At 64.8% G+C, this 18,695-nt stretch carries 21 protein-coding genes; 12 read left to right on the forward strand and 9 right to left on the reverse strand.

What is annotated here, in order from left to right:
• Positions 1-132 precede the first annotated feature (132 nt).
• The 8 genes from ACH49N_RS14295 to ACH49N_RS14330 form a co-directional block, all read right to left on the reverse strand.
• Positions 133-771 (reverse strand): LON peptidase substrate-binding domain-containing protein, encoded by a 639-nt coding sequence (locus ACH49N_RS14295; RefSeq protein ID WP_159923660.1) that lies wholly within the window; start codon positions 769-771, stop codon positions 133-135.
• Positions 771-1,244: a DUF309 domain-containing protein gene (locus tag ACH49N_RS14300; protein ID WP_159923662.1), complete on the reverse strand. Its 474-nt coding sequence runs from the start codon at positions 1,242-1,244 to the stop codon at positions 771-773. Before ACH49N_RS14300 ends, ACH49N_RS14295 begins: the two co-directional genes overlap by 1 nt.
• A 16-nt stretch (positions 1,245-1,260) precedes the next feature.
• Positions 1,261-2,022, reverse strand: a complete 762-nt coding sequence (locus tag ACH49N_RS14305; protein WP_358273262.1) for an ESX secretion-associated protein EspG — start codon at positions 2,020-2,022, stop codon at positions 1,261-1,263.
• Complete coding sequence (locus tag ACH49N_RS14310) at positions 2,019-3,374, reverse strand: hypothetical protein (protein WP_358273261.1); 1,356 nt, start codon at positions 3,372-3,374, stop codon at positions 2,019-2,021. Before ACH49N_RS14310 ends, ACH49N_RS14305 begins: the two co-directional genes overlap by 4 nt.
• A gap of 3 nt (positions 3,375-3,377) precedes the next feature.
• The gene (locus ACH49N_RS14315) at positions 3,378-3,980 is read right to left on the reverse strand and encodes a DUF3558 domain-containing protein (protein ID WP_358273259.1); all 603 of its coding nucleotides are present in this window, start codon (positions 3,978-3,980) and stop codon (positions 3,378-3,380) included.
• Positions 3,977-4,312, reverse strand: coding sequence for a hypothetical protein (locus ACH49N_RS14320; protein WP_358273258.1), 336 nt, complete (start codon positions 4,310-4,312; stop codon positions 3,977-3,979). Before ACH49N_RS14320 ends, ACH49N_RS14315 begins: the two co-directional genes overlap by 4 nt.
• A 94-nt stretch (positions 4,313-4,406) precedes the next feature.
• Positions 4,407-5,732, reverse strand: a complete 1,326-nt coding sequence (locus ACH49N_RS14325) for an HNH endonuclease (protein WP_397504609.1) — start codon at positions 5,730-5,732, stop codon at positions 4,407-4,409.
• Positions 5,733-5,808: 76 nt separating this feature from the next.
• On the reverse strand, positions 5,809-6,408 hold the full coding sequence (locus ACH49N_RS14330) for a TetR/AcrR family transcriptional regulator (protein WP_358273255.1): 600 nt from the start codon (positions 6,406-6,408) through the stop codon (positions 5,809-5,811).
• A 140-nt stretch (positions 6,409-6,548) separates the two neighbouring features.
• Here ACH49N_RS14330 and ACH49N_RS14335 point away from each other — a divergent pair, with 140 nt between their 5' ends.
• The 7 genes from ACH49N_RS14335 (at position 6,549) to ACH49N_RS14365 (ending at position 13,174) form a co-directional block, all read left to right on the forward strand.
• Positions 6,549-7,694, forward strand: a complete 1,146-nt coding sequence (locus ACH49N_RS14335) for an acyl-CoA dehydrogenase family protein (protein WP_317765078.1) — start codon at positions 6,549-6,551, stop codon at positions 7,692-7,694.
• Positions 7,695-7,734: 40 nt separating this feature from the next.
• Positions 7,735-8,496: a glucose 1-dehydrogenase gene (locus ACH49N_RS14340; RefSeq protein WP_358273253.1), complete on the forward strand. Its 762-nt coding sequence runs from the start codon at positions 7,735-7,737 to the stop codon at positions 8,494-8,496.
• Positions 8,497-8,540: 44 nt separating this feature from the next.
• Complete coding sequence (locus ACH49N_RS14345; RefSeq protein WP_109333772.1) at positions 8,541-9,236, forward strand: TetR/AcrR family transcriptional regulator; 696 nt, start codon at positions 8,541-8,543, stop codon at positions 9,234-9,236.
• Positions 9,237-9,352: 116 nt separating this feature from the next.
• Positions 9,353-10,162 carry an SDR family oxidoreductase gene (locus ACH49N_RS14350; protein WP_358273251.1) on the forward strand — a complete coding sequence of 270 codons (810 nt, stop codon included), beginning with the start codon at positions 9,353-9,355 and terminating at the stop codon, positions 10,160-10,162.
• A gap of 22 nt (positions 10,163-10,184) precedes the next feature.
• The gene (locus ACH49N_RS14355) at positions 10,185-11,426 is read left to right on the forward strand and encodes an acyl-CoA dehydrogenase family protein (RefSeq protein WP_358273249.1); all 1,242 of its coding nucleotides are present in this window, start codon (positions 10,185-10,187) and stop codon (positions 11,424-11,426) included.
• Positions 11,423-12,181 carry a 3-oxoacyl-ACP reductase FabG gene (fabG, locus tag ACH49N_RS14360; RefSeq protein ID WP_159923685.1) on the forward strand — a complete coding sequence of 253 codons (759 nt, stop codon included), beginning with the start codon at positions 11,423-11,425 and terminating at the stop codon, positions 12,179-12,181. Before ACH49N_RS14355 ends, fabG begins: the two co-directional genes overlap by 4 nt.
• Positions 12,182-12,184: 3 nt before the next feature.
• A complete protein-coding gene (locus tag ACH49N_RS14365; RefSeq protein ID WP_109333764.1) occupies positions 12,185-13,174 on the forward strand; it encodes an NADPH:quinone oxidoreductase family protein in 990 nt (329 codons plus the stop codon).
• Here the strand turns inward: ACH49N_RS14365 and ACH49N_RS14370 are convergent.
• A complete protein-coding gene (locus ACH49N_RS14370; protein WP_159923687.1) occupies positions 13,171-13,638 on the reverse strand; it encodes an SRPBCC family protein in 468 nt (155 codons plus the stop codon). The two genes, ACH49N_RS14365 and ACH49N_RS14370, sit on opposite strands and share 4 nt — an antisense overlap.
• A gap of 214 nt (positions 13,639-13,852) precedes the next feature.
• Between ACH49N_RS14370 and ACH49N_RS14375 the strand changes: the two genes are divergently transcribed.
• From ACH49N_RS14375 to ACH49N_RS14395, 5 genes are all read left to right on the forward strand, one after another.
• Complete coding sequence (locus ACH49N_RS14375) at positions 13,853-14,980, forward strand: NDMA-dependent alcohol dehydrogenase (RefSeq protein WP_358273248.1); 1,128 nt, start codon at positions 13,853-13,855, stop codon at positions 14,978-14,980.
• A gap of 23 nt (positions 14,981-15,003) precedes the next feature.
• Complete coding sequence (locus tag ACH49N_RS14380; protein ID WP_159923691.1) at positions 15,004-15,624, forward strand: TetR/AcrR family transcriptional regulator; 621 nt, start codon at positions 15,004-15,006, stop codon at positions 15,622-15,624.
• A gap of 97 nt (positions 15,625-15,721) precedes the next feature.
• On the forward strand, positions 15,722-16,933 hold the full coding sequence (locus ACH49N_RS14385; protein ID WP_358273246.1) for an acyl-CoA dehydrogenase family protein: 1,212 nt from the start codon (positions 15,722-15,724) through the stop codon (positions 16,931-16,933).
• The gene (locus tag ACH49N_RS14390) at positions 16,930-17,955 is read left to right on the forward strand and encodes a phosphotransferase family protein (protein WP_358273245.1); all 1,026 of its coding nucleotides are present in this window, start codon (positions 16,930-16,932) and stop codon (positions 17,953-17,955) included. The genes ACH49N_RS14385 and ACH49N_RS14390 overlap by 4 nt, the downstream gene beginning before the upstream one ends.
• Positions 17,952-18,689 carry an SDR family oxidoreductase gene (locus ACH49N_RS14395; protein WP_358273243.1) on the forward strand — a complete coding sequence of 246 codons (738 nt, stop codon included), beginning with the start codon at positions 17,952-17,954 and terminating at the stop codon, positions 18,687-18,689. The genes ACH49N_RS14390 and ACH49N_RS14395 overlap by 4 nt, the downstream gene beginning before the upstream one ends.
• The last annotated feature ends 6 nt before the right edge of the window (positions 18,690-18,695 follow it).

The following is an 18,695-nucleotide window of genomic DNA, read 5'->3' on the forward strand; positions in this document are numbered from 1 at the left end:
CGGGGACAGGATTTGAACCTGCGACCTCTGGGTTATGAGCCCAGCGAGCTACCGAGCTGCTCCACCCCGCGTTGCATTTCCTACTGTACACGCTCTCCGGACCACTCTTGACCACCCTCGGGGAGGGGTGGATCACAGCAGCCGGAACTGCACCATTTCGATGGCGTTCTCGATGGCCTCGGACACCACCCTGGTCCGTTCGTCGGCGCCGGCAGCGGCGAGAATTTCGAGGCGATCGGCGTCGCCCATCGGGATGTAGGTGGCCAGCTCGTAGAGCCGCGCACCCAGGTCACCTCGGAAACCGCTGACCACGGGAACCTCGGGTGGGACGTTGTCGGTGGCGATCGCCAGCCGTCGCAACAGGCCGTACAGGAACTCGAGTCGCTCGACGAGGGCCGGGAATTCGTAGTCGGCGGTCTGTGTGCCGGTGTTCTCGTCTGGCCACAGATCGACCTCGGCGATCGGATAAGGATTGTCGGGCAGCCACTTCGACACCTTGATGCGATCTTCGGTCCGGCAGAACAGCTCGTAACGCCCGTCGCCGACAGTGGCATGGGATTCGATGCGGGCGATGGTCCCGACATCATGGCGTACGTCGCCGCCACCCACCTCGTGGCCGCGGGCGATCAGAACGACACCGAACCGGGGACCGTCAGGTGAAGCGAGGCAGTCGCGAACCAACTCCTGGTACCGCGGTTCGAAGACGTGCAACGGCAGCTGCTGGCCGGGCAGCATCGCCGATCCCAGCGGGAACATGGGGAGCAGTGGCATCAGGGGATTCGCAATCGGGGGACGGGCGTCGCCGGCAGCGGGTCGACGCGATCGATCTCATCGGTGAGGTGTTCGGACCACGTCAGCAGTCCGGAGATGTCGAGGCCGTGCGGTGCCTCGACCTCGTAATGCCGGATACGGTCGTGACCTTGGCGCAGAAGTGAGCGGGCGCCGGTCTTGTTGCCGCGCATCAGATGCGTCAATCCGACGGCGAGCTGAGCGAGTCCTTGCCACAGTTCCCGCTCATCCTCGGGCGCGATTTTCCACGTGCCTTCCAGAACTTCATGGGCGTGGAAGGGCATACCGTGGTCCAGGAGGCGTTGCGCTTCGGTGATCGACTCGTCGGGTGGTAACCGCAGGTCATCCGGGATGCGGGGCACACCCTCGGCGTCGTGCGGCAGCGGGCGGCCGAGTTCGTCGCGGGGGCGCGCATTGACGGGTTTGCCTGTTCCGTCCCTGTCCCGATCGGCCATGCGACCAGAGTAACGCTCAGCGCCGTCTCGGCGAAGGTGCGGCCAGGGCAGTGCCCAGACGTTTCCCAAGCTCTTCGCGGACTGTGTGAACGGTCGCCGATCGCAGATGGACGCGGTGATCCTGGTGGTAGAGGTATCGCCCGTCGGCTTCCACATCGATCCACGTCAGTTCACCGAGCACCGGTTCGTCGAGCTCCCGACGCTGTCCGCGGATGCAGATGTATCCGATGCCCGTCCGTGGTCGAGTGACCAGTCGCCTCAGTAACGCGCCGTCCGAAGCCTGAGCATTCTGGAGCACCGAGGAACGGTGGCCACCGGTATCGAGGTCGTCGGGGTGTGCCGTCAGCGAGGGGGTTCGTCCGGGTGTGCAGTCGGGAAGATCGAGCAGCAACCGGGTAGTGAGCCAGTCGACGTTTGCGCTGTCCGTGGCCGTGTTCAAGTCGAGTCGTATGTCTCCCCGCCCGGGGGCACCACGCAACTGTTCGGCGACGACCGCAACCCGGCCGCGGATGCTGCCCCTCCGCCGCACCCCAGAGTCGGCTTCGGCGGAGGGGGCGACGACGGTAACCGACATGTCGGGGTTCCGTAGGGCGGCTATCGCGGCGTCGAGTTCCGGCTCGCGGAGGGCGAGCCGCCACTCTTCCAGTTCGCGCTGTTGGCGGGCGTACCCGTCCGCGGTCGCAGCGGCCGAACGATACAACAACGGGTACGGCATTCTGTCGAGATTTGTTGCCTCCCAGAGAGACATGAACTGCGCCGAGGACAGCTGCCAGTTCATGCGCCGATGACCGGTGGGGCTACGGGATCGAGTTTGCCGATCAATTCGTTGCCGTTGTCGACGTTGATCAGGTAGCTGGGGGTTTGGTGTTCGGTGTCACCATCACCGTTGCCGCCGACCCGTCCGGGTGCACCCATCATGCCCGGACCCATGCCCATTCCGGGTCGGCTCATGCTCGGCTTCACCGGTGTCGCGGCAGCTGCGGCGGCCGCAGCTCCAGCTCCTGCTGCTGCCCCGCCTGGTGGTATCGGGCTACCCGATACCACGGAGCTTCCCTGCGATTCGCTGTCCCGCTTGTCATTGCGCTTGCGGGTGCTCGATCCACCAGCGCCACTGCCACCACTACCCGGGCCGGAGCTGCCCGACCGCGAACCCCCGCCGTAGCCGCCGACACCGCCGGAATTTGCGGAACCACCGACACCTGAACCGGCCGCCCCGGCGTTCGGGCTATTCGCGGCGGTAGTCGGGGCCGCAGTACCTGCTGCTGATCCGGATCCAGTGCCTCCGCCCTGGCCGGCACCCTCGGCACTCGCGGCAGACGTAGCCGCCGGGTCATTGGCGTTAGGTTGTCCGTCCGTCGCGGCATCACCGTTCGCGGGGGAGTCGCCGGTGCCGGACGTGAACCCTCCGTCGCCATTCAGCACGGATCGGTCAGTCGCACCCGGAGAACCCGCGCCGTCCACGCCGAGGATTCGCGCACCGTCAGCAGCTGCGCCTGATGGGGCGTAAGGCTCGGGCAATCGCGGGACGTTGGTTCCAACATCGCGATAGTTCGGAACATAGATTGCTTCCAGCTTCCGGACGGCCTCCAGGCGCGCAGCTTCGCGCGCCGTCTCCGAGTTCTCCGCCGCAAGCGGACTGAGTGGGAGCTGGCTGAGTATGCCAAAAGAACTATCAGGTTGTGGCACAGCGGCTTTGACATCTGCCGCCGCACTACTCAAGATGTCCAGTTTGACCGCGATTGCGGCAAGGCTGGAGGTGAGCTGACCGCTGGTTTGTGCCAGTTTTTCCGTGGCGAGCAACGCGGCGTCGGCGGCTGCGCCCTCCCACTTTTCGCTGATGGTGTTGCGGAGAATTGCGAAACCGAAGGCGAGGGGTAGCGAATTGGAGATGCCGTGACAGGCCTGTGCGAGCTCGCCAATGGCGTCGGGGACCATGGATTGAACCTGCGAGTACATCTCCTCATGGCTCATACCGTGGAAACTCTCCATGGTCCGGATGTATGGATCATCGATCGCTGCATCGGCGGTGAGCGTAGTTGCGGAGGTCTGCAAGGTAGATCGGCGTGCTTGCCCCGCTCCGTTCGGACTCAGCGAAGTGAGCAACTCCGATACGACGTCCTTCGGTGCCACGAGTCATCCCTCCTTCGGGATGTAGCGTTCGAAAATGCGGGCGGTGTCCTCCAGGCCGGCGCACCATTCGGACTCGGGTGATGGGCCAACTTGGTCAAGGAAGATGTTCCGATCGAGGATCAGGAATCCAGAGGAAGTCTCGATTGTCACCGCGCACACGTCACGTTCGCTTGGATTGAACTCGAGCAGTGCACGCCTGCCGTTAATCTCGATAGGTGAAGCGTGCGGTGCGACCTTCGCTTCCTCTTCAGCGAAAGAAACATTCCCCGAGAGAACATTCATCCCATAGCGGCGTTTTGGTGTGTCGTAGGCGCATCCAAGGAACGTGTACTCGTCTGATGTGAAGTCTGCATTCTCCTCACTAGCCGGGTCATAACCGGCCTCGATCAGTGCGGAGTCGGGGATATCGATGCAAGGGTCGAAATTAACTTGCGGCCGATCGGACTTGTCGGTGTGACGCGGTGTTCGCGGAGAAGTGACTGAGGGACCGTCGTCGTTTGACTGACTTGTGGCCGCCTGGGTACTGCACGCAGCTACCGAAACGACTGCAAGGATGAACCCTATGTAGCGGGGAATGCCTCTATAAATTGCTGCACGTCTCTTCACTCGGTTCCCTCTATCGCATTCAAAATTTTGCCTATCTCGCTGTCCGCGTCTGCAAAAGCCGCTCCGCCGGCGGCAAACGTGTTTCGCATTTGCATCACTGCGTCGCGGAATTCGTATAACCGTGAACGTACTGAGCCACTACTCTCGTCACCGGTGAACTTTCGTTGATAGCCTTCTTGCAATTCAATGGCTGAATTGAACCCGCCGAATCCAGAGACCCTGGCCAGTCGGCTAGCCTTCTTTATCGCATCATCAATCTGCTCCAACATCGTGTCGCAGACCCCCACGCACTTTTCGATCGCGTCATCTTCCAGACGCAGTGTGTTGCTCATTCCCCATCCCCCTGCTCGACTGGACCCCCACGGTCGCGTGCGGTGATGCTACCGCACGCGCGTGTTGGGGTCGGATTGCAAATCTTGCTGATGTTCAGGCCGCGTGAAGGTAGTGGATGATGAGGCGCTCGACCGGTGAGGTGACCTCGGTTCCGCGGATTCGTAGGGGCCTGGGCAGCGGGGGTGCGGTTGACCGGTATCGGTGTCCGGTGGGCGTGCGCAGTTCGATTTCGTGTGCCTTGCCGGGTTGCTGGTGCGCACTGGCGTTCCACCCGACCCCCTGTTTGGCGTAGTTGCACGCAGCACAAAGCCCGGCACCGTTGTGTGCGGTGGTGGGGCCTCCGGTATGCCGGGACTGGATGTGGTCGTGGTGTCGGATCGGCGCGTCACACCATGGCGTCCGGCATAGTTTGTCGCGGAGATCGATGAGCCTGGCCAGTCCTGTCGGGAAGCACCGTGCCTGCGACTCCGTGGCGGTCAGGGCACCCGACTGCGGGTTGGCGTACACCCGTCGCAACAACGCTCCCGACTCGGACTCGGCGCTGGCGGCGTCCGAAACCCATTGCCTGGCAAGCGCTGCGGGAACAGGGCCGTACCCTTGCACGTGAGCGGGTTCGCATCCGCCGCCGAGAAGGGCTTGGTCGGAGATCACCAGGTTCACTGTGATGACGGGCCGTTCGGCAGCGGTGGTGCTGCCGGTGACGCGGGAGACCAGGAGGTCCGCCATGATCTGCGACCTGGTTCGTGCATCGCCAGCGGCCAGGATCGCGTCGGCATCGCGGGCGAGGGTGGCATGTACGGCTACTCCCTGCGCCACTGGGAGGAGAGCACTGACGTACGCCATGGTGTCGGGTGCCGGTCGTGAGGTGACCCGCCGATCGGAGACGGCCTTCCGCGCTCGACGAACTACCGCCTCCGCATCGATCCGCGCGGCGGCAGCCCGGACCTTGGCGCACACGGCTTGGTCGCCGAGACCGTCGAGTGTCGCGGGGTCGGCGCAGAGCAGGAAGTCGAGGGCAGTGCGATCTTCCCGCGTGAGACAGGCGGTTTCGCGGACGAGGATGGTGGCCCGCCACTCACTGAGGATTCCCTGCTCGAGCAGCCTTAGCGTGCGAGGCATCTCGTGGACCAGCGCGGTGGCCATTCCGAGATGGCGCCCACCGCGAAAGGGGGAGTCGCGCCGCGCCAACGCCACCTGGTTGGCGATGCCCCGCCCTTGCTGATTCCTGGGCACGCCCTGATTTGCGCGGGATGCGCGGATGGAGGCATCGAGGTCGGCCGTCACTCGGGCCTGTGCCCCCGCGCATGCGGCCTTCAGTTCTTCCAGCGTGCGGAGTAGGTCGATTCGCGCAGCATCATCGATATCGCTGCCCAGTTCCGGCAACTCGGCCAGAAATGTAGACACTGCTGCTGAATCCACCGAAAGCCCCCACCGTCGAATCCCCCGAATCGAACCTATGTTCGATCTTACTCGGCGGGCGAGGCAAGGGCAAGAGTCAGTTAGCTCCCACCATGCGCATGGCAAGGTCTGCGTAGAGGTCGGCTACTACATGGGGTTCGGTATAGGCGCCGGCCGGAAACCATCGGCAGATATCAACGCACAGGGACATGAGCGCGAGAGTGACGCCTTCGCCGTCCGGAACGGTGAACTCGCCGGTGGCGGCGCCGGCATCGACGACGGCCCGGACGACGCGGGTGATGTCGCGCCGAAGTTTGACGACGTCGCGATAGTGCTCGGGGGTGAGGGCGTTGAGTTCGTACTGGACGACACGTGCCTGGGCGTGATGGGTGGCCTGCCAACTGGCGAAGGCTCCGATCAGCGCCTTCAGCCGGGACGACGGCGACTCGTCCGGTAGATCGGCGCCGGTCACGACGTCGAGGGCTGCGGTGTGTCCCTCGTAGCTGATGGCGAAGAGTAATTCTTCCTTGGACCGGTAATGCGGGTACATGGCTGCCGGGCTCATGTCGAGCCGGGCCGCGATCTCGCGGGTAGTGGTTCCGCCGTACCCATTGGTGGCGAAGGCGTCGACAGCAGCAGCGCGGATGCGCGCGGCAGCCTTGGAGGGGCTGATCACCTGACTCGGTGATTCGCTCATGACTCTCTCCATCCTCGGCTCTGCGGCGGTTGACAATACCGTGTCGCAGTATCACTATAAGCAAGCGCTTAGAAAATAAGCAGACGCTTACATGCCCGAAGCGTCACATAGCGAAGAGTTCGAACCCAGAAGGATTGGTCATGCGACGCACCCTGTACGGCCCCGATCACGAGGCGTTCCGCGAGTCCGCCCGCGAGTTCGTGAACCGCAACATCTTGCCGGTGGCAGACAAGCTCATCGAGCAGCGCTTCATCGACCGCGAAATCTGGCTCGAGGCCGGCCGTAACGGCCTCCTGGGACTCGAAGTCCCCGAGGCCTACGGCGGAAGCGAAGCCGGCGACTACCGGTTCAACGCTGTTCTCGCCGAGGAGCTCTCACGTGCGAGTGCTGCTGTGTCGTCGAGCTTCGGGATTCACGCCGACGTCGTCGCGCCCTACCTTGTTCAGCTCACCACGGAGGAGCAGAAGCAGCGCTGGCTGCCGAAGTTCTGCACCGGCGAGCTGCTCACCGCAATCGGGATGACCGAGCCGTCCGGCGGATCGGACCTTGCTGCGCTGAAGACCACCGCGGTCAAGGACGGCGACGACTGGATCATCAACGGCTCCAAGACCTTCATCACCAACGGCTACAACGCCGACCTGGTGATCGTCGCGGCACGCACGAGCCCGGAGAAGAAGTCCAAGGGAATCACCCTGTTCGCGGTCGAGACCGGGATGGCGGGCTTCGAGCGCGGCCGCAAGCTCGACAAGGTCGGCCAGCACGAGGCCGACACTGCGGAACTGTTCTTCGAGAACGTCCGGGTGCCGTCCACCAACATCATCGGCGAGATCGACCGCGGCTTCATCCACATGATGGAGATGCTTCCGCAGGAACGCGTCGGTGCCGCCATCTCGAACATTGCGCACGCAGCGCCGATCCTCGAGGAGACGATCCAGTACGCCAAGGAGCGCAAGGCGTTCGGTCAGTCCATCGGATCGTTGCAGTGGAACAAGTTCCTTCTTGCAGATCTGGTGACGCGCGTCGAGGTGACCCAGGCTTTCGTCGACAACTGTGTCGCCGCCCATGCCGCCGGTGAGCTGACTGCCGTAGACGCGGCCAAGGCGAAGTGGTGGACTGCACAGGTGCAGAACGAGGTCCTCGACCACTGTGTCCAGCTCCATGGGGGATACGGCTTCATGACGGAATACCGCGCCGCCCGCGCGTGGATGGATGCGCGTGTCACCAAGATCTGGGCCGGTTCCAACGAGATCATGAAGGAACTGATCGGCCGCGACCTCGGCCTCTGAGCCCGTACCCCGTAGCCCGATGACAAAGGAGTCGCTTCGTATGTCCGTTCTCGACAAGTTCAGCTTGACCGACCGGGTGGTCGTCGTGACCGGGGCGTCTTCGGGTCTCGGGGTTGCGTTCGCGCAGGCTGCGGCGGAGGCGGGCGCCGATGTGGTGCTCGCCGCCCGGCGCACGGACCGTCTCGAGAAGACTGCGGAGCTGGTGCGGGCTGCGGGGAGGACGCCGCTCAGTGTGGCGACGGACATCGCGGACCCGGCGCAAGCGCAGAACATGATCGACAAGGCCATGGAGCAGTTCGGTCGCGTCGACGTGCTCATCAACAACGCAGGCGTCGGTACCGCCGTGCCCGCGACGAGGGAAACCCCCGAGCAGTTCCGGCAGGTCGTCGACATCAACCTGAACGGCTCCTATTGGGCGGCCCAGGCGGCAGGCAAGGTGATGAAGCCGGGCAGTGCCATCGTCAACATTGCGAGCGTGCTGGGGTTGACCACCGCGGGACTACCCCAGGCCGCGTACGCCGCGAGCAAGGCCGGGGTGATCGGTTTGACCCGCGACCTCGCGCAGCAGTGGGGTACCCGCAAGGGGATCCGCGTCAACGCGATCGCCCCCGGATTTTTCGAGACGGAGATGACAGACCAGTACCAGGACGGGTACCTCGAATCGATGCGGCCGCGGCTGGTGCTCGGCCGACTCGGTGACCCGCAGGAGCTGGCTGCGACCGTGATCTGGCTGGCGTCGGACGCTGCCGCGTACGTCACGGGACAGACGATCGCGGTGGACGGCGGCATCACGATCACCTGACCGCCGGATTGGGCGGGGTCGGTGCGCTGGCGTATAAGTAGGAAATGACCACGCGCACCGCCCACGAAGACTGGGACGATCAACCCGCCCCGTCGATGGCGGCCACCGCTCTGCTGCGGGAGCCGCCCGCGACCCCTCGGGGTGCACGGACTCGTGCGGCTCTGGTGGCGGCAGCGCGCACGGTGTTCGAGCGGTCCGGGTACCTCGACGCCCGGCTCACCGACATCACCAAGGAAGCCCAGTGCTCGACGGGGTCTTTTTACACCTACTTCGACAACAAGGAGCAGGTGTTCGCCGCTGTCCTGGAGGCGGCGCAGGAAGACATGATGCATCCCGGGATGAAGCGGGTGCAGGACACCGATGATCCGTACGCGGTGCTCGAGGCCAGTAATCGCGCATACCTCGAGGCCTATCGTCGCAATGCCAAGCTCATGGGACTTCTCGAGCAGGTAGCTCACATCGACCCGGCATTCGCGGATCTGCGCCGGCAGCGTGCCGATGCCTTCATTGCCCGCAACGCCCGGGGCATCGCCGAACTGCAGGCGCGCGGAATCGCCGACACGAAGCTGGACCCGATGCTGGCGTCGCGGGCGCTGTCCGGGATGGTCAGCCGCCTGGCCTACAGCGCCTTCGTGGCGAACGAGCACGGCTCGGGAGGCACCCCCATCGAATTCGACGACGTCGTCTTCACCACTACCCGAATCTGGGCGAACGGCCTGCGGTTCCCCGATCGGGACTGAACACCGCGGCTCGGTGACGGCAACACCAGGTCCGCAAATCTGAATCCGACACCGGATTCAGGTAAGTTCTGTGGAAGACTGGGGCTCATCAGCCTGTCCCCCGAGGGAGGAATCTCGTGCAGATAGCGCAGAAAGTTGCCATCGTCACCGGAGGTGGAGGCGGAATCGGTGGTGCTCTGGCGGAGCGGCTGGCCGCGGAAGGCGCCCGCGTGGTCGTATCCGACCTCGACGCCGCGTCGGCGCAGTCCGTCGTCGACCGGATCACCGTCACCAGTCCGGGTGCCGCTATCGCGGTGGGAGCCGACGCATCGGACACGATGCAGATCGCATCGCTCATCTCGGCAGCGGAAAGTGAATTCGGTCCCGTCGACCTCTACTTCGCCAACGCAGGTGTGGCGGCAGGCAGCGACCTCGAAGCCGACGACGCAGTGTGGGACCTCGCGCTGGACGTCAACGTTCGCGCCCACATTCGGGCTGCGCGTCTGCTGATACCGGGCTGGGTCGAGCGCGGCGAAGGATACTTCGTCAGTACGGCCTCGGCGGCCGGACTCCTGACGCAGATCGGCTCGGCGCCCTATTCGGTGAGCAAACATGCGGCCGTGGGTTTCGCCGAGTGGCTGTCCGTCACCTACGGCGATCAAGGTGTGCGCGTCAGTTGCCTGTGCCCGATGGGTGTCAACACCAAGCTGTTGACGGACGACGCTGCGTTGTCGGCCACGGCTGCACGCGCTGTCACCACTGCCGGAGCGGTACTCGAACCGGCCGACGTGGCCGAATGTGCTCTCGCGGCAATCGAAGCGGAGCAGTTCCTGATCCTTCCGCACCCCGAGGTGCTGGAGATGTATCGACACAAGGGCGCCGACTACGACCGATGGATCCGGGGAATGCGCCGCTATCAGGCCGCACTACTCGGCCAGTCTTCCTGACCCACCTCCACGAGGAGTTCGCATGTCTGTGTTCGACGTATCCGACCGCGCGAAGAAGTACCAGACCGATCTACTGGAGTTCATGGACTCGCACGTGTATCCCGCGGAGAGGGTGTACGACGAGCAGATGCGCGACGCGGGTGATCCGCATTTTCAGCCGCCGATCCTCGAGGAGTTGAAGGCGGAGGCGCGTAGCCGGGGTTTGTGGAATCTGTTTCATCCGCATCGGGAGTGGGGTCCGGGCCTGACGAACCTCGAGTATGCGCCGTTGGCGGAGATCATGGGCCGCAGCCATCTCGCGTCCGAGGCCTGTAATTGCAACGCACCCGACACCGGGAACATGGAAGTGCTCACGCTGTTCGGCACCGACGAGCACAAGGAGAAGTACCTGAAGCCGTTGCTGGACGGGACGATGGCGTCCGCGTTCGCGATGACGGAGCCCGCGGTGGCGAGTTCGGATGCGACGAACATCGAGATGTCGATGGTCCGCGACGGCGACGACTACGTGCTCAACGGTCGGAAGTGGTTCGCGTCCAATGCCTTGCATCGCAACTGCAAGGTAATGATCGTGATGGGGAAGACCGATCCGTCGGCGGCGCCGCACCGGCAGCAGTCGATGATGGTGGTGCCGATCGATGCGCCCGGTGTCACGGTGATGCGGGGCCTGCCGGTGTTCGGATATCAGGACCGGGAGGGGCATGCGGAAATCGACTTCGCCGACGTGCGGGTTCCGGCCAAGGACGTGCTCAAGGGTGAGGGAGAGGGTTTCGCGATCGCCCAGGCCCGGCTGGGCCCGGGACGCATTCACCACTGCATGCGGGCGATCGGGATGGCCGAGCGGGCGCTCGAGCTGATGTGCCGGCGGGCGTCGTCGCGGGTGACGTTCGGGAAACCGGTCAGCGAAAACGCCAATATTCAGGACTGGATCGCCGAGGCCCGGATCGAGATCGAGATGGTGCGCCTGTTGACACTGAAGGCGGCCTACCTGATGGACACCGTCGGGAACAAGGAAGCGCGCACGGAGATCGCGGCAATCAAGGTCGCGGCGCCCAACATTGCGCTGAAAATTATCGATCGGTCGATCCAGGTGCACGGCGGCGCGGGTGTCACCGATGACTTCCCGTTGGCGATGATGTACGCCCATATGCGGACGCTGCGCCTCGCGGACGGTCCGGATGAAGTGCACAAACTTTCCATCGCAAGACGAGAACTGCGTAAATACCGTTCGACAACCGACGACAACCACCATGGAGGAAACAAGTGAGCCAGGACCGTAGAACCGCCATCGTCACCGGATCGGCCCGCGGTATCGGCGCCGCCGTCGCACAGCGGCTGGCGAGCGACGGACATGCAGTCGCCGTCCTCGACCTCGACGAGTCCGCCTGTGCCGGGACGGTCGACGCGATCACGTCGGCCGGCGGCGAGGCCCTCGCCGTGGGTGCCAATGTGGCGGACGAGGCCTCGGTCACGGCGGCTGTCGAGCGCGTGGCATCCGAACTGGGCGCACCGACGATCCTGATCAACAACGCCGGGATTACCCGCGACAACCTGCTGTTCAAGATGTCGGTCGACGACTGGGACGCCGTGATGAACGTGCATCTGCGTGGCGCCTTCCTGATGTCACGTGCCGTCCAGAAATACATGGTGGACGCCAAGTTCGGCCGTATCGTCAACCTGTCCAGCACGTCGGCGCTCGGCAACCGCGGCCAGGCCAACTACTCGGCCGCCAAGGCAGGCATGCAGGGCTTCACCAAGACGCTGGCTTTCGAGCTCGGAAAATTCGGCGTCACCGCGAACGCGATTGCACCCGGATTCATCGAGACGGAGATGACCGCCGCCACGGCCGAGCGCGTCGGTATGAGCTTCGAGGATTTCAAAGCCGCCGCGGCGTCACAGATTCCTGTCGCTCGTGTCGGTCAGCCCGCTGACATCGCCCATACCGCGTCGTTCTTCGCGAGTGAAGGCGCCGGGTTCGTCTCGGGGCAGGTCGTCTACGTCGCCGGCGGACCGAAGGACTGATCGATGAAGGCATGGCGTGTGCACGAAGTAGGGCAACCCAGAGAGGTCCTCACTTTCGAGGACGTCGCCGACCTGGAGCCGAAGTCCGGGGAGCTGCTGGTCAAGGTTCTTGCAGCTCCCGCCAACTTCCCGGACGTGCTGTTGTGCCGCGGCGAGTACCAGATCAAGCCGCCGCTGCCTTTCACGCCCGGGGTGGAATTGTGCGGTGAGGTGGTGGCGCTCGGTGAGGGTGTCACCGAGTTCGCGGTCGGTGACCGGGTGATCGGCATGCCCAGCCTGCCGAACGGCGGTTTCGCGGAACTCGCCGTGATGTCGGTGGCGACGGCCTTCCCGGCACCGGCCACATTGGACGACGCGGAGGCGTCGGCGTTGTCGATCGGGTATCAGACGGGATGGTTCGCGCTCCACCGCAGGACACAGCTGCGGGCGGGCGAGACACTTCTCGTGCAGGCGGCAGCCGGCGGAGTGGGTAGCGCGGCCGTGCAGTTGGGCAAGGCGGCCGGCGCAAAAGTGATTGGTGTGGTGGGCGGCCCTCAGAAGGCCGAGTACACCCGGGCTCTCGGCGCCGATCTCGTCGTGGACCGGCACAGTGAGGACTTCGTCGCCGCGGTGAAGGACTTCACCGGGGGGCGCGGCGCGGACGTCGTGTTCGATCCGGTGGGTGGCGACTCGTACGCGAAGTCCACGAAGTGCATCGCGTTCGAGGGCCGAATCGTCGTCATCGGTTTCGCCAGTGGCACCATTCCCTCGCCCGGCCTCAATCATGCGCTGATCAAGAATTACTCGATCATCGGACTGCATTGGGGTCTCTACAACGCCTACGATCCCGCGGCGATCAGGGAATGCCACGCTGAGCTGACACGGTTGGCCGATGCCGGTGACATCAAGCCGATGATCAGTGAACGCCTCGGACTCAGCGAGGTAGCGGACGGACTCGCCCGACTCGGCGAGGGAACGACGGTCGGCAGGCTCGCTTTCCTGCCGGGCCGCTAGCTGCCGTCGGCGTCGCGTTTCTCGTACAGCTCCTCGAGGTTGTGCCGCAAGGTCGCCTCGGTGTTCTTCACGGCCGTCTCGACGAACGGTTCGACGATGAGCCCGAGGGCCTTGCCGGCCAAACCTCCGGGGAGCTTGTACGCAAAGTCGACGCCGAGTTCGGTCTTGTCTGGGCCGAGCGCCACGAAGGTCCACGTCGACGAGTTGGCCGCGCCGTCGAGCGATGCCAACGTGATCACCCGATCCTTTTCCCAGGCGGTGACCTCGAGGCGGGACCGCAGCGTGGTCGGGCCGATGTGGATCGACGCATCGAACGTCGAGCCCAATCCCTGATCGAAACCGCCGATGGGACGGAAATCCGACACGCCGAACATCCAGTCGGGGACCGTCCTGTAGTCGTCGATGTACGTGAACGCCACGTCGATGGGGACGGCGGCTACCGCGGAATGACGGACGTGGATCATCGGGTGGTCCCTGGCTCTCTGTCGGAAATGACTGTCGATCTGGGCGACCTCGCTCGACTCTAGTGAACTCCCGGTACCGAAGCAGGGCGTCGCCGGGTCCCCCCTTCCTTCTGCGCCGTCGATGCGCGGCTGATTTTGCTGCACGACGAGACCGGTTCGGGCAGACTCCGAAGTAGGTGTGATCCAGGCCATATTTCCTTCCTGAGGAGTCGGCGTGAAGACGAAAGCAGCGGTCATCAAAGGCATCGGGCAGCCCTGGGAGATCGAGGAGATCGAACTCGGCGATCCGGTTTCGGGGGAGGTGCAGATCCGTCTGGCGGCATCAGGGTTGTGCCACTCGGATGAGCACCTGCGAACCGGGGCCACGCCCCTGCCCTTCTTTCCGGTCCTGGGCGGCCACGAGGGTGCAGGCGTGGTGACCAAGGTGGGGCCGGGAGTGTCGAATCTTGCCGAAGGGGACCACGTGGTCCTCGCCTTCATCCCGGCGTGCGGACGATGCCGTTCCTGTGCGAAGGGCATGCAGAACATCTGCGACGAAGGGGCCGGTCTCCTCACCGGGCAGGCGATCGCCGATAAGACGTTCCGGGTCACCCTCGGCGGTGAGCCTGTTCTGCAGATGTGTCTGCTCGGCACCTTCTCCCCCTACGTGACGGTGAGCGAGGCGTCGGTCATCAAGATCGAGAACGACATCCCTCTCGACAAGGCGGCGCTCCTCGGCTGCGGCGTCTCGACCGGATGGGGTTCTGCCACGCAGATCGGTGGAACGCAGGTCGGTGACACGGTCGTGGTGATCGGCGTCGGTGGTGTCGGCATCAATTCGGTGCAGGGCGCGGCCAGTGCCGGCGCGCGTTTCGTCGTCGCCATCGATCCGGTGGAGTTCAAGCGGCAGAAGGCGAAGGAGTTCGGTGCCACCCACGTCTTTGCGTCGCTCGAGGAGGCGGCTCCGACGATCGGCGAGATCACCTGGGGGCGGATGGCCGAGGTCACGATCATCACGGTCGGTGAGATCGAAGGCGACATGATTCAGCCGGCGATGAGCATCACCGGCAAGGGCGGTCAGGTGGTGGTGACGGGTATGGGTAGCGCGGCAGACACGCAGGTCACCCTCAGCCTCTTCGAGCTCACCTTGCTGCAGAAGCGGTTGCAGGGCGCCATCTTCGGCGGCGTCGGCCCGAGGTCGCAGATCCCCGCTCTCCTCGACCTCTATCGCAACGGAACGCTGAAGCTCGACGAGTTGGTGACCCGGACATATCGCCTCGAGCAGGTCAACGACGGATACCAGGACATGCTCGACGGGAAGAACCTGCGTGGGCTGATCGTGTACTCGGACGACGACTACTGAGGGGACGCTCTACCGTATGTCCCATGACGGTTAACGGCACGGAGGCCGGTAGTTCGTGGCGCGAATACACGGACCAGGGGTTGTCCAAGGTTCTGGCGGCCGCCCTGGCTGCGTTCGTCGAGAAAGGGTACGACGGCGCCTCGATTCGTGAGATCGCGGCCCGTGCCGGACTGTCCGTACCCGGCCTCTACCATCACTACCCCTCGAAGCAGGCACTGCTCGTGGGGTTGACCAACGCGGTGATGCGTGACCTGCTCGACCGCAGTCGCGCGGCCGTCGCCGAGGCGGGGTCGACTCCGGGCGAGCGATTCGACGCGGTGATCGAATCCCTGCTGCGTTTTCACATGTATCGGCGTGAACAGTCCTTCGTTGCCTCGCGGGAGACGCGGAGCATGGAGCCGGACAGCAGGCAGGCTTACATAGCCCTGCGGGACGAGCAGCAGCAGCTGGTCGACGACATCGTGCGCGACGGCGTCGCAGCCGGCCTGTTCCGGACACCCTTCCCGGAGGATGCGAGCCGCGCTGTCGTGACGATGTGTGTCTCGGTCGCCACGTGGTACCGCGAGGACGGGCCGTTGTCGCCCGATGAAATCGTCGAGCGGTATCTGGTGATTGCTCGTAGCACGGTAGGGGCCGTCGACTGACGTCTTGACCAGGTCGTGTTCCTGTGGGATCGTCGACTCCAATGCGACCGAGCGAGTGATCGGTCGGTCCCGGTGTTCGTATTGACTGGAGGTAGTGGTGGCGATCGATCTGACCTATGCGCCGGAGGTGACGGCGCTGGTCGAGAAGACCAGGGCGTTCACCCGTGAGGTGGTGCTGCCTGTCGAGGACGAACACGGCGGCGACATCACCGCGGCAGGTGGCGACACCCTGCGAGTCGAGCTGCAGAAGGCCGCCAAGGAGGCCGGTGTCTTCGCCCCGCACGCTCCCGTCGAATACGGCGGATACGGGTTGAACATGACGGACCGAGCCCCGGTCTTCGAGGAAGCCGGCTACTCGCTGTTCGGCCCGATCGCGTTGAACATCGGCGCGCCCGACGAGGGCAACGTCCACATGCTCGCGCACATCGCCAGTCCGGAGCAGAAGGAGCAGTTCCTCGCTCCCCTCGCCCACGGTGACGTGCGGTCGGCTTTCGCCATGACCGAGCCCTCCCCGGGCGCTGGGTCCGATCCGTCGGCTTTGACCACGAGGGCCGAGAAGGTGCCCGGCGGGTGGAAGATCAACGGGCACAAGTACTTCATCACCGGCGCCGACGGTGCCGGGTTCTTCATCATTTTCGCGCGCACGTCGGGGCAGCCCGGCGACCGCGGTGGCGCCACGATGTTCCTCACCCCAGCCGACGTGCCCGGTCTGAAAGTGGGCCGGCACATCGACACGCTCGACCGGGCGATGATCGGAGGCCACTGCGAGGTGTTCTTCGACGATCTGTTCATACCCGACATCGGTGTGCTCGGTGAGGTGGACCAAGGATTCGCGTACGCGCAGGTGCGGCTCGGCCCGGCCCGGATGACGCACGTCATGCGCTGGCTCGGTGCGGCGCGGCGCGGTCACGATGTCGCGGTGGCCCACGTCGCTCGGCGTGAAGGGTTCGGCGGCAAGCTGGGCGATCTGGGCATGGTCCAGAAGATGGTCGCGGACAACGAGATCGACATTGCCGCTACTCGGGCGTTGCTGACACAGGCGTGCTGGGAACTCGATCAGGGCGGGCACGCGAGCAACGCCACGTCCATCGCCAAGACCTATGCCGCAGAGGCGATCTTCCGGATCGTCGACCGCTCGATCCAGATGTGTGGTGGTCTCGGTGTGTCCGGCGATCTGCCGCTCGCACGGCTTTCTCGTGAGGTGCGTCCCTTCCGGGTGTACGACGGCCCGTCCGAGGTGCATCGCTGGGCGATCGCCAAGCGCGTCATCGGTGCCGCGAAGAAAGCGGCGCGGGAGGCGGGGGCATGACCGAGCATCGCGGGCTCGACCTCGTTGCCCTGGAGAAGTTCCTGACGGAGTCGCAGGTTCCGCTCGACGGCGAACTGCGGGCCGAACTGATCTCCGGCGGAAAGTCCAACCTCACCTACACAATTTTCGACGACTCCTCGCGGTGGGTGCTGCGAAGGCCGCCCACCGCGGGGCTCACACCGTCCGCGCACGACGTGGCCCGCGAATACCGGGTCACGTCGGCGCTGCAGGGCACGAGCGTTCCCGTCGCAGCCACGGTGGCGCTGTGTGAGGACAACAGCGTGATGGGAGCCCCTTTCACCGTTGTCGAACATGTCACGGGACAGGTAATCCGCACCCAGTCGGAGTTCGATGCGCTGTCCGACAACGAAATCGACTCCTGTGTGGACGAATTGGTCCGGGTGATCGGTGACCTGCACAACGTGGACTATCAGGCCGTCGGCCTGGGAGAGTTCGGGCGCCCGGACGGATACGTCACCCGGCAGGTGAAGCTGTGGGCGGGCCAGTGGGCCAGGGTCAAGACCGAGGATTCGGCCGACGTCGATCGTCTGCACGCCGCTCTCGCGGAATCCGTGCCCGACCGGTCGGAGTCGTCGATCGTGCACGGCGACTACCGGATCGACAACACCATCCTGTCGGCCGCAGACGTGACCAAGGTTGCGGCGGTAGTGGACTGGGAACTGTCGACTCTCGGCGACCCTCTCACCGATGTGGCGCTGATGTGCGTCTATCGCGCACCCGCCTTCGACCTCGTGCTCGGTGAAGCAGCGGCGTGGACGAGTCCGCGGATGCCGTCCGCTGACGATCTTGCCCAGCGGTACACCGCGGCGTCCGGTCGTGAACTGAAGAATTGGAATTTTTACCTGGCGTTGGCCAATTTCAAACTGGCCGTCATTGCCCAGGGCATCCACCACCGGTACCGCGCGGGTGCCACGGCAGCCGAAGGATTCGACAAGGCTGGTGAGGCGGTGCCCGCGCTCGTCGACGCCGGACTACGCACACTGAAGGGGAAATCCGCATGAGCAGGTCTGCACTGATCACCGGAGCGTCGCGCGGAATCGGCCGCGGTATCGCCACCCGGCTCGCCGAAGCAGGCTACGGGCTGACCCTCAGTGCTCGTGACGCCGAGCGTCTCGAAGTGGTGGCAGCCGAGCTGCGCGCGGCCGGCGCGAAAGAGGTGGTCGTCGTGGCCGGCGACCTCGCCGATGAAGCCTCCGCCGGTCGCGTGGTAACCGCGCATGCCGACACCTTCGGTTCACTGAATGCGTTGGTGCTCAACGCGGGTGTGGGGACGGCCGGGCCGATCGGCGAGTTTCCGATGCGCCGCTTCGCCAAGAGCGTTGATGTGAATCTGCGGGCCCCGTTCAGCTTGCTGCAACAGGCGCTGCCGATGCTCCGGACCGCCGCGACCGAGAATCCGGCGAAAGGCGCCAAAGTCATCGCCCTGGCCTCGATCACCGGCGTCTACGCCGAAGCGGGACTGGCCGTCTACGGGGCCACCAAAGCCGCCCTGATGTCACTGGTCGAGACACTGAACGTGGAGGAGTCGGGCAACGGAGTGTCCGCTACCGCCCTGGCTCCCGCGTTCGTCGACACCGACATGTCCGCGTGGACCCACGACAAGATTCCGCCGGAGTCGATGATCGAGGTAAACGACATCGTCGAACTGGTCGACGCGCTGCTGCGACTGTCGTCCCGCGCGGTGGTGCCCAAGATCATCGTCGGGCGCGCGGGAACGGACGGGTACCGGGCCTGAGCGGGC

Origin of the sequence: Rhodococcus sp. NPDC019647, from assembly GCF_044389235.1 — a bacterium.
Taxonomy (GTDB): domain Bacteria; phylum Actinomycetota; class Actinomycetes; order Mycobacteriales; family Mycobacteriaceae; genus Rhodococcus_F; species Rhodococcus_F oxybenzonivorans.